The sequence below is a fragment of the Acinetobacter sp. YK3 genome (assembly GCF_001729365.1).
GTDB classification, from domain to species: domain Bacteria; phylum Pseudomonadota; class Gammaproteobacteria; order Pseudomonadales; family Moraxellaceae; genus Acinetobacter; species Acinetobacter vivianii.
This window is the reverse complement of the sequence record NZ_LZPJ01000049.1, coordinates 1-16,223: the sequence shown is the minus strand read 5'-3', so window position 1 is coordinate 16,223 and position 16,223 is coordinate 1. Positions and strand designations below refer to the sequence as shown.

Here is a 16,223-nt window from a genome sequence, read left to right as displayed (position 1 = left end):
ATTAAATCGTTTTTTAATTGCGAAAAACAACAAAAAAGGGAGCTTTCGCTCCCATTTTTTCTATACTTTAAGCTAACGCTTAATGCATATGGTTCAATTATTCAGCATCAGCTGCTTTAGCGAATAATTGACGACCACGGTAAATACCGTCTTTAGTCACGTGGTGACGACGATGAGTTTCACCAGTAGTTTGGTCTACAGATAATGCATTCTCGGTTAAAGCGTCATGTGAACGGCGCATGTCACGGCGAGAGCGACTTTTACGGTTTTGCTGAACGGCCATGATGGCTCCTTACAAAGATCGAAAAAATGGATCAGAAACAAATTCAGTTGTCTTAACTCAACATTATATCACAAATTATGAGTTAAGTTTACCCTTCAAACTTGCCAAAACATCAAACGGGTTATCCCGTTTCTCTTCGACAACGTCCTGAATGGCAGGTCGATGTTTATGCTCACAAACATCATGCTTGGGAGATAAAGGCATCAACAATAACAGTTCATCTTCTAGTAGTGCGAGCAAATCAATCGAAGCAGGTGTATCAAAATCACCTTTTTTCGAAGACTCGCTTTCACCTAAAACGATGAAATCAGCATCCTCATCCAAGCGCTCTATCAGTGACTCATCATCGATCAAAGCTAAATGAAAATCTGAAACAAGTTCAGTTTCAACAGTATCCAGACAACGCTGGCATTCCATTGGAACTTTCGTTTCAATACGTCCATCTAGCCATACAATGCGATGATATGCATCCATTGATAGCTTACAGTCTATGTTGATCAATCGATCATTAATTGATCCAACAGCTTCACGAGCGATACGAGCAAAGCGAGACAATGGCAGTGTGCCTGACCATGTAAAGCCCTGTTCAGCCCATTTAAACGGCTCAATCTGTGCCGGAAAGGTATTTGCTGACATAATTAAGGCGGCAATTCTACAAATTCATCGGTACTCTGTCAAAGATTAAGATACAATTTTGCACTTCTTTAGACAGAACTCGGGGTAAATTAAGCAATGCACCTGTTGCAGCCGCAACTTGAAGTAACAACTTCATTACTTGTAAGCACCCATTCAACCTCTGCTCCTGCATTAACGCCAGATCAAGTGCAACGCTCATCTTGGCAAAAGTTAACATCAGAACCAGAACAGGTCGATTGGCTTATTTTACACTTTAATCACTGGTTTTCCCACCATAATGTCACACTAGTTAAAGGTGATTTTGAACCAGAATATTTCCCGGCGGAAAATGGACAGCCTGCAAGAATCCAATTTGCCCATGGTTTCTTTAATAGTGCGCTACATGAAATTAGTCACTGGAGCATCTCTGGCGCGCAGCGCCGCCTATTGCCAGATCTCGGTTATTGGTATGCCCCAGATGGGCGGACTGCTGAGCAGCAGGCGCTTTTTGAACAGGTTGAAATCAAGCCACAAGCAATTGAATGGCTGTTTGCAAAAGCTTTTGGTCGGAAATTCCGTGTCTCTTTAGATAACTTGACGGGCGATGGCGGTAATGGCCAGCGATTCAAAGATCATGTTTTTGCCCAGCTACAAGATTATTTTTCAGGTGAAGCCAAGTTACCACGCGACGCTGCGCATTTCATTCATTACATCTGTCTGTGTACCCGTCATGGCCGACCGTTACAACTCGATGAATTTAAACGTGAAGACCTTGATTAAAGGACAAAATTGTCACATCTAATGCTTGCAACTTGACCGCAACCCGCTTCATACTAAATTTAGCCATATAGATCAGGGAGTTCAAAGATGTTGCATTTACATATTCATCCCGAAAATCCACAGGCACGCTTAATCACACAAGCAGTGGAACGTATTCGTGCTGGGGATGTGGTGATTTATCCGACAGACGCAGCCTATGCAATTGGCTGTCAGATCGGAAATAAAAATGCGATGGAACGTATTGCGCAAATTCGTGGTCTGGGGCCAAAGCATCAATATGCAATTATGTGCTGTGACCTCTCTGACATTGCCACTTATGCCAAAGTCGATAATGCCATGTATCGTTTATTAAAAAATAATACACCTGCAGTCACGACGTTTATTTTGCCCGCGACCAGCGAAGTACCAAAACGTTTAATGCATCCCAAGAAAAAAACCATTGGCCTGCGTATTCCAAGTAATCCTGTTGCGCAAGCGTTATTAAAAGAACTCGGTGAACCGTTGCTAACCAGTACTTTAATTTTGCCCGATCAAAAAGATCCCCTAGATGATCCATACGATATTGAAAATCAGCTCGGTAAACGGATTGATGTGTTTATTGACAGTGGTTTTGGGACTTTATCAACCACCAGTATTGTAGATTTATCAGGAGAAAATCCTGAAATCGTGCGTCGCGGTGTTGGTGATGTCAGTGCTTTTGAATAAGTACTGACATCTATTTCACTATTACAAGCTTAGGCATAAGGAAAATTTGGACATTCAGCCAGAATTTGACTTGCACTTTGTATTTTCTGGCCTGATTCGTTAAAAACGTCGATTTGAAATGAGAATCGATCTTCAATTAAAAGACCATAGATTTTGCTTCTGCCACTTTGCTTCAGTGTTTGAAAGTTTTTCAGAAAAGCACAACTTTGTTGTTTAAGCTGTTCTGCACTCACACTTTGACTATCCTTATCACTTCTGAGTTTCATCTTTACCATAATCTTCGGGTAATGATTGACTGCGCGAATCTCCATTCCCCATTTAGACGCAGTGGGGTTTGTATGGTGATTGATCTTACTGACGATCATTCGACCTAAATATTGTCTTAGCAGCTCTTTCTGCACTGACGGGTTATTCCAGATAATAAAATTACCAATCAGAACAATAACCAAGGTCAGCGTCAGGCCGATAATTATTTTTCTTTTCATTGAAGTGGTATACCGCAATATTTCTCATTAAAACCAATGATCAAATTCAGAATTCAAAAAAATCTGATAACCGCTGTTTCTGAAATCCCTGCGCGTCGAAATTCTCAGGATTTAACCACTGGAGATAACTCTGTTCTAGTGCAGGCCATTCTTCATCAATGATTGAAAACCATGCTGTATTGCGGTTACGACCTTTGCTGACCCGATCATGGCGGAATAATCCTTCATATTGAAAACCAAAGCGCAACGCAGCCGCTTTAGAGGGTGCATTACAGTCATCACATTTCCACTCTACCCGTCTATAGCCCCGCTTGAAACATTGTTGTAAAAGTAGAAATATCGTTTCAGTCGACGCTTTTGATTTTTTCATCTTATGCGAGTAATAGACATTGCCAATTTCAATCGCACCGTGTTCCAGTCGTGGTTGTAAGAGTGCAATCCAGCCTTGAACTTCACCATTCACTTCAATCAGAAAATGTGTAACGCCCTGAAAGCCAAATCGTTGTTCTAAAGTTTGTTTTAATTGATCTCTGCTCTGGGGCGCAAAATAAGGTAAATAGGTCCAGCATGATGCATCAGGCTCGGTCTCTACCGCATGCCAGATATCATTTGCGGTCTGATCGGAAATTTCACCTGTAATACGAATCAGTTTAACGTATTGGCCCACGAGATCTTGCTGAATAAGTGAGCATGGCTGGTGATCAACATCAAGGCCAACACTTTGTCCAAACGAGTTCTGTTGTGTTTTTAAATATTGTTTCATAGCGATTTATAATTAAGCAGAAATCATGATTTTCGCTGCTCATTTAAGCATAACTTTATTACATGACCTAGATGATCACGTATAAATATAGAAAATACCCTGAGAAGTTTAAGGTTTTTGTAAGTCAGCAATTTATTAAATTGGGGATTTCGATTAGAATAGGCGTGCTCTTGGTAGCATGTGCCCTTTCTTGCACAAAAATTATATCTTTTCATGCTTTTGAAAATTCGCGTGGCTTATAACGGTAATGAACCAAATTCTCCCCTCTCCTTTGGAGTCCACTCCTTCCATTCGCGTGCTTGACGAGTGGCAAGAAGTCATACCTGAAGATTTGTATATCCCGCCTGCCGCGTTTGAAATTTTACTGGAACAATTTGAAGGTCCTTTGGATTTTCTGATTTACCTGATTCAAAAAAATGGCTTTGATTTATTACAAGTCGATATTTCACCGATTGCGACCCAATATCTGTCTTATATGGACAGTATGAAGTCCCTGAATATCGAACTGACGGCTGATTATATGGTGATGGCCGCGCTTTTGGCTGATCTAAAATCACGCTTGTTATTACCAAAACCAGCTGCTGTTGATCAATTTGAAAAAGATCCAAAACAAGAATTGATTGACCGTTTGGAAACGTATTTACGCATTAAACAGGCCGCTGAACGATTGGGGCAAATGCCAATCTTCGAGCGTGATACTTTTAGTGCCAATGTTAGTATTGGACATATTGCGCCGATTTATGAAGGCTATGATGTAGCTGCCTTACATGATGCCTTATTTTGTGTGTTTAATCGTCCTGAACCGATCACGCATGTGGTCGCGCAGGAACCAGTATTGCTAGAAGAACGTATCGCCTTTATTGAAAGTCAGCTCGCGTTAGGTGAAGCCTTGAGTTTTATTGAATTATTAAATCCCAAGCAAGGTCGTATGGGGATGGTGGTTACGTTTATGGCAGTACTTGAACTTACACGTCAGCAAAAAATCCAGATTATTCATACAGGAATTGAAGCTCCGTTGACCATTCAAGGAGTTGCCGCATGAGTTTAGATCAGTTAGAACAAAGTGAAAGCATGTCACTTGAAGACATTCATCATGATGTTTTATTGCAAATTGAAGCTATTCTATTCGCCAGTGACTCACCAGTCTCAATTGCCCGTCTAAAAGAAGCGTTTCAAAACCAATATAATAAGCAGCAATTACGTACATTTGTGCAGCAATTGGCAATGTTACAGCATGGTCGTTCAATTGAATTAATTGAAACGGCACAAGGCTTTCGTTTTCAGGTACGTGCGAAATATCGCAATATCATTGCGCAGGTCTGGCCAGAACGCCCAACCAAATTATCCCCCTCTTTACTCGAAACTGTCGCAGTGATTGCTTATCATCAACCTGTAACACGTGCCGATATTGAGCAGATTCGTGGTGTATCTAATAATAGCCAGATTTTAAGAACACTTTTTGACTGGAACTGGATTAAAGAAGCCGGTTTCAGAGATTTACCCGGAAGACCTGCGTTGTTGATTACAACGCCCCAGTTTTTAAATGCTTTTGGCTTAGCGTCGCTAGGTCAATTGCCTCCCCTGCAGAACGCCAAGGAAGCATTCATGGCTCTCGATGCACATGCGCCGAAGTCTTGAGAAGGTGAACTGTTGATCATTATGTCTAAGGTTGTGCTGTCATGAGTGAAAAATTACAAAAGGTTTTAGCGAGAGTCGGGTTAGGCTCGCGTCGCTATATGGAAGAAGTCATTGCTGCTGGTCGTGTCAGCATCAATGGTCGTATTGCTCAAGTTGGTGAGCGTATCGAACCCACTGATGAACTTCGTATCGATGGTCGTAAAGTACAATTCCAAATTGAAGACGAAATTCGTCGTCGCGTTTTAATTTACTATAAGCCAGAAGGTGAAATTTGCTCGCGCAATGATCCTGAAAAACGTCCAACTGTATTTGATCATTTGCCTCAAATTGCCAATGACCGTTGGGTCATGGTCGGTCGTCTGGATATTAACAGTACTGGTTTATTGTTATTCACAAACGATGGTGAACTTGCAAACCGTTTAATGCACCCATCAAACGAAGTAGAACGTGAATATGCCGTTCGCGTGATGGGTGAAGTTACACCACAAATTCGCAACAACATGTTGAAGGGTGTTGAGCTTGAAGATGGTCCTGCGAAATTTGAATCATTCTCTGAAATTGGTGGTGACGGGATCAACCGTTGGTATCAAGTTGTGGTTAAAGAAGGTCGTAATCGCGAAGTACGTCGTATCTTTGAATCACAAAGCCTCAAAGTAAGCCGTTTATTACGTACCCGTTACGGTACCGTGATTTTACCGCGTGAATTACGTACTGGTCGCTGGATGGAACTGGATAAAACCGACATCGACAACCTTGCGAAATCAGTTGAGTTAAAACCACGTCAAGGTACTGGCCTATTCGGTATGGCAAAACGTCGTACTGAAAAAATGGCTGAGAAACCATTGGCTGCACGTCGTGGTGGTTATTTACGTCAACAACGCCGTGATGATGAACAAGATCAGTCACAGCAACGTTCTGGCGGTAATAGCAACAATAACAATGGTCGTAAAACCATTGGTTTCAACAAAGGCTTTAAAAAGTTTTAATCCTTTGGTCTGAAATAAAAAAACGCTCTGATCAGAGCGTTTTTTTATGACTTTAGTTTAATGATGGACGATCCCTTGTGGAATGGCATTCAGCAACTTCTTGGTATATTCATGTTGTGGATGCAAATACAGTTCATCAGAATTGGCAATTTCAACCAGTTCGCCATGATTCATCACCATCACCTGATCTGAAATATATTTCACCACCGATAAATCATGTGAAATGAAGATATAGCTCAACCCAAATTCATCCTGCAAATCTTGCAATAAATTCAGTACCTGTGCCTGCACGGATACATCCAGCGCAGAGACTGATTCATCACAAATCAGGATTTCAGGCTTTAGGGTTAAGCAACGTGCAATTGCGATGCGTTGTCGTTGTCCGCCAGAAAACTCATGCGGATAACGATCATAGGCTTGCACAGGCAAGCTAACACGTTCCAACAATTCCAACGCTATTTTCTTACGTTCCGCATCATTTTGCCCAATGCCATGAATTCGCATTGGTTCTAACAAAATCTGTCCAATAGTAAAGCGTGGATTGAGAGACGCATAAGGATTCTGGAAAATGATCTGAATCTTGCGCTGGTACTGACAAAACTCTTTCTCACTCATGGCCAGGATATCCTTACCACCAATCAAGGCCTGCCCACCCGTTGCTTCATGCAAACGCATCAGCAGTAAACCGATGGTGGTTTTTCCTGAACCCGACTCTCCCACCAGTCCCAGCGTTTTGCCTTTTGCCAATTGGAAAGACACGCCTTTCACAGCCTGAAACTCATCTCTCCCCCATAAACCTTTACGGCTATAAAAGGATTTCTTAAGATCTTTAACCTCTAAAATAATCTGTTCATCACCCTTCAGACCACGAGAACGTTGCTTGAGATTCAAATCCGATAACTGGCTCACTTCCACCCATTGTCCATTTTCCTGCTTCATAAAATCACTGGTCACAGGTAAACGGTAAGGTCTTGAAGCAAGCTGCGGACGACAATGTAGCAAGGCTTTGGTATAGACATCCTGTGGCCGTTCCAGCACTTGCTCGACAGGGCCACATTCACGAATTTCCCCGTGACGCATAACAATCACTTCATCGGCAATTTCCCCGACCAGTGCTAAATCATGGGTAATAAACAACATCGACATCTGGTGACGTTGTCGTAACGATTCCAGCAAATCAATGATCTGTTTTTGAATGGTGACATCTAAGGCCGTGGTTGGCTCATCGGCAATCAGCAATTTTGGTTCACAGGCAATCGCCATCGCAATCATGACCCGTTGCTGCTGCCCGCCAGAAAGCTGGCTCGGATAAGCATCTATTTTGGTTTCAGGTGCAGGAATGCCGACTTCTCGGAGCAATTCCAGTACCCGCACTCTCGCTTCCTTACGCCCCATATCCAGATGAATACGCAGCACTTCGGCAATCTGATCGCCCACGGTAAATACAGGGTTCAACGATGACATCGGTTCCTGAAAAATCATGGCAATCTCTTTACCACAAATCTTCCGAATTTCACCTGCCGATAAATGCAGTAAATCCTTGCCTTCAAATTTGATTTTGCTTTGTGCTGCAATTTGGCTCTGACCTTTTGGTAATAAGCCCATCACCGCCAGTGAAGTCACGGATTTACCGCTGCCAGATTCACCGACCAAAGCCACCGTTTTATTTTTAGGAATCGAAAATGAAATTCCTTTTACGGTTTCAATCCACTGTTTATTTTCACCTTTAAAGCTGACTTGAAGATTTTCAACCTGTAATAGCGGTAGTTCATTCTGATATTGCATATTTTCGCTCTCCGCTATTTCAGTTTAGGATCTAAAGCATCACGCAATGCATCGGTGAACATCGAGAATGCGGTGACCAACACAGCCATTGCAATGGAAGCAGCTGCCAGTTGCCACCATTTCCCCAAAATCAGTTCACTTTGCGCTTCATTCAGCATACTGCCCCAAGACACCACACCGACTGGCACACCAAAACCAAGGAAGCTCAGAATCACTTCCGATTTGATAAAAGACACCACTAGAATTGAAATCTGCACCAAGGCAATATGACTCACATTGGGAAAAATATGCACAAACATACGGCGTAAATGACTGACGCCAATGGCTTTCGCTGCAAGCACATATTCGCGCGATTTGTGCTTCATGTATTCGGCACGGATCAAACGGAATACCCCCGTCCAGCCAGTCAAACCAAGAATGAGGACAATCGACAAAATGCCTTTTTGCTGGAGTACAGCCGCAATCGCTAGCACCAGTAACAAATAAGGAATCGAGGTGAAGATGTTGTAAAACCAGTTCAGGACATCATCGACCCAACCACCGAAATAACCTGCAATCGCCCCCAGAAAAGTACCAATCACCACAGCCAATACTGCCGACAACAAGCCAACTAGAATCGACGTTTCAGCCCCTTTAATGGTTTTTAGCAAGATATCTTGCCCCCATTTATCGGCACCAAAAGGCAAGGTACTTTTTAATTCCTGTTTTTGTTCTAACAAATTTCCACCCAGTTGCTGATTGATTTGCTTCATATCCTCAGCTAACGGGTCGACCATACCATAATCATCGATGTAACCACTTTGCTGCTCACTCTGGATCTCGGCATTCAATTGCTGAATCACATCTTTCAAAGGATCAACCGGATTTTCAGGCAAGCTTTCTGTGCTCTTCGCCGCTTCTTTCACATGGGAAGAATCCGCATCTGCCCCCAAAAAAGTCGGTGGCGCATAACTGACCGCAACTTCTTTATTCCAGTTTGATGCAATCACACCTGTCATGGACAAAGCCAGCAGGATGAAATAAAACAGCACTACAATAAATGAAACCACCGCAATACGATCTGATTTCAGTCGCTTTAATGCCAGTTGCCATAATCCTGTCGCAGCAGTTGATTCATCAGAAGATGCTTTGCTTTTAAAAATTGTACTGAGCATTGTCATCCCCTCTACTTCAACTGAACACGAGGATCGAGGAGCTTATAAATCAGATCGGCGATCAGGTTAAAAATCATGGTCATTGCGGCGATATAAACGGTAATCGCTTTGATCACAGGAAAATCACTACGCTCTACTGCAATAATAATTTCTCGCCCGATACCCGGAATCCCGAAAAAACGCTCAATCAAGAATGCGCCAATTAATAAGGCAGGCAAGCTAGCCATGACTTCAGTCACAATTGGAATGGATGCGTTACGGAGCACATGTACACCCAGTACGCGCGACTCGCCTACACCTTTGGCACGGGCAGTACGCACATAATCCTGATTAATTTCATCCAGCACAAAACTGCGATATAGACGTAAAGTCGGCGCAATACTCACCACCAGCATAATGAGAATCGGCAATAATGCGTACTGGGTTAGGTTTTCACTGAAATTATCGCTCCAGCCCTGAACGGGAAACCAGCTCAGTTGGTACGCCAATACATATTGAAAAACAATGATATAAACCAGAATACTGATCGACATTCCAATGGTGCATAGCATCATAACCATACGATCTGTCAGTGAGCCACGTACCGAAGCAACCGCTAAAGCCAAGATGATTGAAATCACAGTCTGTAAAATGGTCAGCGGGATCAATAACGTCAGCGATGGCCCTAAACGGGTCAGAATAATCTGTGAGACCGACTCCCCGGTACTCCAACTCACACCATAATCAAAGGTCAGAATCTGTTTAATAAAAATCCACAACTGCACGTAGTAAGGTTGATCTACGCCTAACTGTTTACGGATGTTTTCAATTTGCTCTGGGTTAGACATCTTCCCTGCCAGAATATATGCAGGATCGCCCCCCACCCAGTTAAATAAAAAGAAAATCAGCAAAATAACACCCAACATGGTCGGGATCATTTGCCATAGTCTACGCACGACATAAGCAAGCATAATGGCAAATCCTTATTTGACCCGTTGACCTGTAATTTCACTAAAGAAGGCTTTGTTATCTGGTTCTCTGCCCAAGAAGTCCTTGACCAGTTGTGCAGCGCTCTTCTGGCTGCCTTGTGAAAGAATGGCTTGGCGATAACGTTGACCGACTGCAGGATTATTCAGGTTATCTCCAAATGCCGACAACATATCCAGCGCCAGAACTTCTGACCACATATAGCCATAGTAGCCCGCCTGATACCCCATTAAATGCCCAAACTGGCCTGGAAATTCTGAGCTTGGCACATAGCCCAATGCCGTTGCCGATTCCATTTTTTTCCAGACATCCATCGGCTGTACTTTTAAGGCATCTACGCCATGTAAAGCCATGTCGTATTGTGCATACAGGGTTTGACGTGCATAACGTATACCACGTCCATAATTGTGTACCGATTTCAGACGTGCGATCAGTGCATCATCGACTCGTGGACAAGCGGGATCACAATAGTCAGCAACTTTAGATAATGTTTCTTTACGGCGAGCCCATTCTTCATACATTTGTGAAGGTGCTTCAACAAAATCTCGCTCTACTGAAGTACCTGACTGACCTGAATAGCGGGTTTTCGATAAAATACCGTGCAGCGCATGACCAAACTCATGGACAAAGGTTTCTAACTCATCGCTATTTAGCCCTTTGCGGTTAAAATTAGTGACCAGCACCGAAATCGGTTTACGCTTGCTTAAGGTACTGCCGCCATATACGCCCCATACAGCCGCATGGCCATATTTGCCTTCACGCGGAAATTTATCCATATACAGGCCGCCCAGCACTTCACCTGTTTTCTTATCTGTTACATCATAATATTCAACTTCATCTTGCCATGTATCGACTTTGGCAGGCTTGAATTCGATGCCGTATAAGTCAGAAGAAATTGCAAATAACCACTTCTGAGCCGCAAGCGTCGGGAAATAATCACGAAGCTTTTCCTGATCAATCTGGTATTTCTGTTTACGTAACTTTTCGCTCCAGTAATTCACATTCCAGCGATTAATTTCTGTTTTTTCAATCGGCGTATTTAAGGTTTTGGCTTTAAAAATTCGTAGTTCTTCAACTTCTTTTTGCTCTAAAGGTGCCACAACTTTATGCACATCAGCGAGAAAGTTATTCACTGCTTTTGGCGTTTTCGCCATACGTTTTTTTAATGCCAAATCGGCATAACTTGGCTGACCAAATAACTGTGCCAGTTCATAACGTAAATCAATAATCTGCTTGAGTAAGACGAGGTTCTTTTCTGTGCCACGACGGGTAAAGGCAGTTTGATAACGCTTGCGTGCATCATCACTGTCTGCCAGTTCCATGAAAGGTTGGTACTCAGGATACTCAAATCCTAATAAATAATTGCCTTTGTCATTTTTCTTTAAACCCGCAATATAACTGTCTGGCAAGCCCTTCAGTTCCGCTGGAGTAAACTCGAGTTTTTCAGGATTATCACGAATATTGCGAGAGAATTCTTGCGAAAGTTTCGTCAATTCATCAAAAATATTTTTAACCCGAGTTCTCTTTTCAGGCGCTAATTGCACACCGGTATCTTCAAAAGCATCGAGAATGTCCTGACGATATTTGCGATCAATTTCATCTGCTGCCGTAGTATTTTTAATTCGTTGATACAGCTTTGGATTCTGATAGATTTCTGTTTGTAGCTGGTTCAATTTAACTTCACAGTCTTCGGCAGCTTTACGCAATTTCGCATCTGGATCAACATTGCTATATAAGCTGATCGGACCTGCAAAATCTTCAAACGTTGCCATCAGTTGATCCCACTCAGCCAATACTGGCCCAGCCGCAGATTGAGGCTTCACAGATTGTGTTTCGAGTTGAGCAATACGTTGTTGTAATTTTTCTAAGTTCGCATCACACCATTGAGCGCTAGCTGCTGTTTTTAAAATAGGTAAGGTGCTTCTTTCAGCCCAGATACTCTGGCTCATCCCTACAGTTGTCATGGATAACAAAGCCAGACTCGACAATTGCAATATTTTTTTCGCCATTTTTTCTCTCCAATTTGATTTGTTCGTTATTTCTTGTCTTGAATATCAATGTACATCCACTCTGCTGGCAAGATAGGATGCTTTTTATAGCCCAGCACACGAGGCTGTGCGACCACAGTCCGGTAACGGGTCGACATGAATTGTACGGGTGAGTAAAACTCTAAAAGACGTGACATTTTGCGATACAGCATATCGCGTTCCGGCCCATCATCCAGTTTGAGTGTTTGCTCATATAAACGGTCATATTCTGGTAATTTAAAGCAGGTATGATTGGTTGCATGAATATTTTTGCCATAGAACAACTGCATAAAATTATCGGCATCAGGATAGTCGGCAATCCACGCTGAGGCTTTGAACATGGTCTTACATTGTTTTTCAGCCTTTAAACCCTCAGCAAAAGGCACTGGCTTGGACACCATATTAATTTTGATATTGCCCAAATCCTTCTTGAGTAGCTCAGCCATTTGCATACTACGGGCACTGCTGGTAGAAGGCATAAACTCAATCACCAGCGGCTTGCCATCAGGAAATCTTCGCCATCCATCTGCACCGACTTTATAGTTATAACGATCCAGTAACAGATTGGCTGCCTTCACAGAATAAGGCACACTGCTTTTATAATCAGGGTCATGCCCCGCAACCCCATAAGGGATCGGAGACTCCAGTTTTTTGGCATTGCCCTTGGCTAAAATGCTGATAAATTTTTCTTTGGAAATCGCCATAGACATGGCACGGCGTAATGCAATTTTATCTTTACCAAAACCACCGACAACAGGATTCTGGATATTCCAGTATAAATAATCAATCGACGGATCTGGGATCCGCGACAATTGAACGCCCTTTTTGGCTAACTCGGGTTTTAGACTTCCATCTTGTTGTATCGCTTGTGCCGGTAATTCACCATCCAGCGTAAATAAATCCAGCCCATCTTTTTGAAATGCTAACCATCCAGATTGTGATTCTTCAATCACTCGAATATCAATCACACCGATCTGTGGCATTTTTTTGCCTTGCATCTGCTGGACGATTTTCTGCTCATCTGGACTGTTTGCTTTAAAATTCCAGGTAAAACCACGATAATCAGGATTCGCCTTTAGAATAATCCGTGAACCAGGTGTCCAATGTGCCAGTACATAAGGGCCTGTTCCGACTGGATGCGCCATGGCATAGCCTGTTGTTTTATCCCGATAGTGCTCAATCACTTCACGTGCCACTGCACCTGTCGGTTGATGGGCAAGTAGCATAGGGAAATTATGATTCGGCTCTTTTAAGCGAATCACCAAGGTATAACGATCAGGTGTCTGGATGCCACTGATCGACTGATCATAATTAAATTTTCCCGTTTTACTGGCCTGTTGAATTAAGGCATCCATCCCGTCAATTTTATCTTCGAATAACCAACTATTCGGCGAACGTAAATTCGGGTCAAGTAACCGCTTATAGGAATAGGCATAGTCTGCCGCCGTCAACTCTCTACGCTTGCCTTTAAACACAGGATCAGAAGCAAAATAAATCCCTTTCTTCAATCGGATGGTATAGGTCAGACCATCTGCACTCACCTCAGGTAAAGCAACCGCAGTATTGGGAACCAGTTTTGCTGGGGATGCTAAATAATCATAGGTATAGAGCGTTTCAAAGACTGAATATAAAATATGAGCAGAATAAAGGTCTTGTACAGCTACAGGATCAAAACCTGTTTCCGCAACAGGAAAGGCATAACGTAATACTTTTTTAGGATCTGCTGGGCTCTTAGCGATTGCTGTACTGACTGCACTCGCAAATGTTGTCCCCACTAACAGTGCCAACCCCATACGTGATATAGAAAGTTTAAAATTTTGCTTCATCAGGTATACATCACTTATTTTTGATTTGGTTCAGCAATATCTAGATATTGCCAATTGCTATTCATAATAGGATGAGCCTTGAATCCCTGCACTTCTGGCTGAATCAACCAGTTGCGAATACGGGTATCCTGCAAGATCCAGATATTGTCTGCTTCAATTTGACGACTCATTTTTTCATAGAATGGCATGCGTTTTTCAGGTGGTTGCTGCATCGCCTGCTTATATAAATTGTCATAAGCGACAGATTGATAGCAGGACTGATTGCCACGTCCAACATTTGGGCCATAGAGTAATTGAGTGAAGTTTTCCCCTTCTGGGTAGTCAGCATGCCATGCACCGCTCCACATCATGTATTTACACTGTGATGAAGCTTTTAAATTATCTGCGAAATTACTGACTTTAAAATCAGAACGTATTCCAATTGCATCCAGACTTTTTTTCCAGAGTTCCGAATACATCACTTTTGCCGAACCAGTTTCCGTATTGATTTTTAACGTCAGCGGCTTTCCATTTGGCAGGTTACGATAGCCATCTGCGCCTTTTTTATAACCGAAATGATCCAGCAGTTTATTGGCTAATACAGGATTGTAAGCAATGCTACTGCGGTAATTTGGATTGTGCCCACTCACGCCTTCTGGCACCAGCATTTCTGCTTTCACTGCCTGTCCCTTGCGTAGTATGCGAATATATTCATTCACATTAAAAGACAGCGCGATGGCGCGTCTTAATGCCACTTTATCCAGACTGTTTCCGCCCACCACTGGATCACGCATATTCAACATAGAATAGGTAATCTCAGCCTCTTTATTGGCATAGAGACGAATGCCCTGTTTCTGCATCGCCGGTTTTAACTGGTTATTTTGATCCAGAACTTTGGGGATGGCATTTTCTGTGACTTTATCAAAATCAAGTTGCTTGGATTGAAGTGCTAACCAGCGAGACTGTTCTTCTTCGATAATGCTGATATTGACCTTGCCAATTTGCGGCATTTGCTTGCCGCTCATTTCCCTGACCAGTTGATTGTCCCATTCCGTACCCGAGGATTTGAAATTCCAGACAAAGCCTCGATAATCAGGATTGGCCACCAACTCAATTTTACTGCGAGGTACATATTTACTTAGCATATAAGGCCCCGTACCTACAGGGTGCATCGCAAGACGATCTTTATAATATTCAACAACTTCACGTGCAACTGCACCAAATGAACTATAAGCAAGAATATAAGGAAAGTTATAATCAGGTTGAGTTAATGTGAATTGAATCGTATATTTATCTAATGCTTTAAGACCTTCTATCTTGGCATCGTAATTAAACTTTCCAGTTTTCTTGGCTTGTTCGACCAGTGCATTGGCACCCACAATTTTATTATCAATAAAAGAAAATGATGAGGCATGATTTTTAGGATCTAAAATACGTTTAATGGAATAAACATAATCTTCGGCTACCAGCTCCCTGCGCTTGCCTTTAAATGCAGGATCATCCGTAAAATAAATCCCTGATTTTATTTTAAAGATATAGACTTGCCCATTTTTTTCAATAGTCGGCATTTTTTTCGCTGTTGCAGGGATCAGTTTAACTGGATTTGCCAGATAATCATATTGCACAAGCCTTTCAAAAATTACATCCGCCACATTCCCACTATAAAAATTGAAAGTTTTAACCATGTCAAAACCATCATCTGGTGCTTCAAAAGCAACCCGAAGGACTTTATCCGCTTGAGCAGGTGTTTTTGCATAAACATTTGGCATGAATGCAATCACGCTGGATAAAACAGTGACCGTAAAAAAAATAGACTTCAAATCGATACTCACATCATCGTTTTTTAATAAATACTAGACTTTTGCATAGCATTCAACACCACTACCGTTTCTCTTACCACGATTCAAATCCAAATTTTTCATCAAAAAATCATTTACTTAATAAAAATTTACCATTTGGAAAAATTAAACCATAAGAAAAAACGCTTCATAGCTGAAAATTACCTTGCTAATTTCATGCCACTTTTCAAATAAAAAAATCATGATTATTTTTTAACCAATACTTATTTAAAGCAAATCTGGTTTTCAGGCATCTTAAATAAAAGTAACTTTATGCCAAATCATATTTTTTTATATTATTTCCTATTTCAATGAAATCAGAATAATAAAATACATGTTTTATTGAAATAGGAAAGTATTTGCACTACAAAAAAGCAAAAATAAAACTTTATG

At 42.0% G+C, this 16,223-nt stretch carries 15 protein-coding genes; 5 read left to right on the top strand and 10 right to left on the bottom strand.

Features of this window, described 5'->3' with window-relative positions; translation table 11 throughout:
• Positions 1-97: 97 nt before the first annotated feature.
• Positions 98-283, bottom strand: a complete 186-nt coding sequence (gene rpmF, locus A9Z07_RS04690) for a 50S ribosomal protein L32 (protein WP_004638135.1) — start codon at positions 281-283, stop codon at positions 98-100.
• 75 nt (positions 284-358) lie between these two features.
• A complete protein-coding gene (locus A9Z07_RS04685; protein ID WP_004770887.1) occupies positions 359-919 on the bottom strand; it encodes a YceD family protein in 561 nt (186 codons plus the stop codon).
• Positions 920-1,015: 96 nt separating this feature from the next.
• Between A9Z07_RS04685 and A9Z07_RS04680 the strand changes: the two genes are divergently transcribed.
• Both A9Z07_RS04680 and A9Z07_RS04675 read left to right on the top strand, forming a co-directional pair.
• The gene (locus tag A9Z07_RS04680; RefSeq protein WP_047431080.1) at positions 1,016-1,678 is read left to right on the top strand and encodes an elongation factor P hydroxylase; all 663 of its coding nucleotides are present in this window, start codon (positions 1,016-1,018) and stop codon (positions 1,676-1,678) included.
• A gap of 87 nt (positions 1,679-1,765) precedes the next feature.
• Positions 1,766-2,383 carry an L-threonylcarbamoyladenylate synthase gene (locus tag A9Z07_RS04675; protein WP_004770885.1) on the top strand — a complete coding sequence of 206 codons (618 nt, stop codon included), beginning with the start codon at positions 1,766-1,768 and terminating at the stop codon, positions 2,381-2,383.
• Between the two features lie 29 nt (positions 2,384-2,412).
• Here the strand turns inward: A9Z07_RS04675 and A9Z07_RS18020 are convergent, their stop codons facing one another.
• On the bottom strand, positions 2,413-2,868 hold the full coding sequence (locus tag A9Z07_RS18020; protein ID WP_227516929.1) for a hypothetical protein: 456 nt from the start codon (positions 2,866-2,868) through the stop codon (positions 2,413-2,415).
• Positions 2,869-2,914: 46 nt separating this feature from the next.
• Positions 2,915-3,631 carry a GNAT family N-acetyltransferase gene (locus tag A9Z07_RS04665; protein ID WP_069577270.1) on the bottom strand — a complete coding sequence of 239 codons (717 nt, stop codon included), beginning with the start codon at positions 3,629-3,631 and terminating at the stop codon, positions 2,915-2,917.
• Positions 3,632-3,878: 247 nt separating this feature from the next.
• On the opposite strand from A9Z07_RS04665, the gene A9Z07_RS04660 reads away from it, so the two are divergent.
• From A9Z07_RS04660 to rluB, 3 genes are read left to right on the top strand one after another with little or no spacing between them, the layout of a single operon-like run.
• Positions 3,879-4,673 carry a segregation and condensation protein A gene (locus A9Z07_RS04660; protein WP_069577266.1) on the top strand — a complete coding sequence of 265 codons (795 nt, stop codon included), beginning with the start codon at positions 3,879-3,881 and terminating at the stop codon, positions 4,671-4,673.
• Positions 4,670-5,269, top strand: coding sequence for an SMC-Scp complex subunit ScpB (gene scpB / locus A9Z07_RS04655; protein ID WP_004770881.1), 600 nt, complete (start codon positions 4,670-4,672; stop codon positions 5,267-5,269). The genes A9Z07_RS04660 and scpB overlap by 4 nt, the downstream gene beginning before the upstream one ends.
• Positions 5,270-5,310: 41 nt before the next feature.
• Positions 5,311-6,255 carry a 23S rRNA pseudouridine(2605) synthase RluB gene (gene rluB / locus A9Z07_RS04650; RefSeq protein WP_004770880.1) on the top strand — a complete coding sequence of 315 codons (945 nt, stop codon included), beginning with the start codon at positions 5,311-5,313 and terminating at the stop codon, positions 6,253-6,255.
• Between the two features lie 57 nt (positions 6,256-6,312).
• Here rluB and A9Z07_RS04645 read toward each other — a convergent pair whose 3' ends face one another.
• From A9Z07_RS04645 to A9Z07_RS04620, 6 genes are read right to left on the bottom strand one after another with little or no spacing between them, the layout of a single operon-like run.
• Complete coding sequence (locus tag A9Z07_RS04645; protein WP_069577263.1) at positions 6,313-8,040, bottom strand: ABC transporter ATP-binding protein; 1,728 nt, start codon at positions 8,038-8,040, stop codon at positions 6,313-6,315.
• A gap of 14 nt (positions 8,041-8,054) precedes the next feature.
• Positions 8,055-9,194 carry an ABC transporter permease gene (locus tag A9Z07_RS04640; RefSeq protein WP_047431074.1) on the bottom strand — a complete coding sequence of 380 codons (1,140 nt, stop codon included), beginning with the start codon at positions 9,192-9,194 and terminating at the stop codon, positions 8,055-8,057.
• 11 nt (positions 9,195-9,205) lie between these two features.
• On the bottom strand, positions 9,206-10,144 hold the full coding sequence (locus tag A9Z07_RS04635) for an ABC transporter permease (RefSeq protein WP_004770877.1): 939 nt from the start codon (positions 10,142-10,144) through the stop codon (positions 9,206-9,208).
• 12 nt (positions 10,145-10,156) lie between these two features.
• Positions 10,157-12,169 (bottom strand): M3 family metallopeptidase, encoded by a 2,013-nt coding sequence (locus tag A9Z07_RS04630; protein ID WP_069577260.1) that lies wholly within the window; start codon positions 12,167-12,169, stop codon positions 10,157-10,159.
• Between the two features lie 26 nt (positions 12,170-12,195).
• Positions 12,196-14,013 carry an ABC transporter substrate-binding protein gene (locus A9Z07_RS04625; protein ID WP_069577255.1) on the bottom strand — a complete coding sequence of 606 codons (1,818 nt, stop codon included), beginning with the start codon at positions 14,011-14,013 and terminating at the stop codon, positions 12,196-12,198.
• Between the two features lie 14 nt (positions 14,014-14,027).
• A complete protein-coding gene (locus tag A9Z07_RS04620; RefSeq protein ID WP_069577348.1) occupies positions 14,028-15,812 on the bottom strand; it encodes an ABC transporter substrate-binding protein in 1,785 nt (594 codons plus the stop codon).
• Positions 15,813-16,223 lie beyond the last annotated feature (411 nt).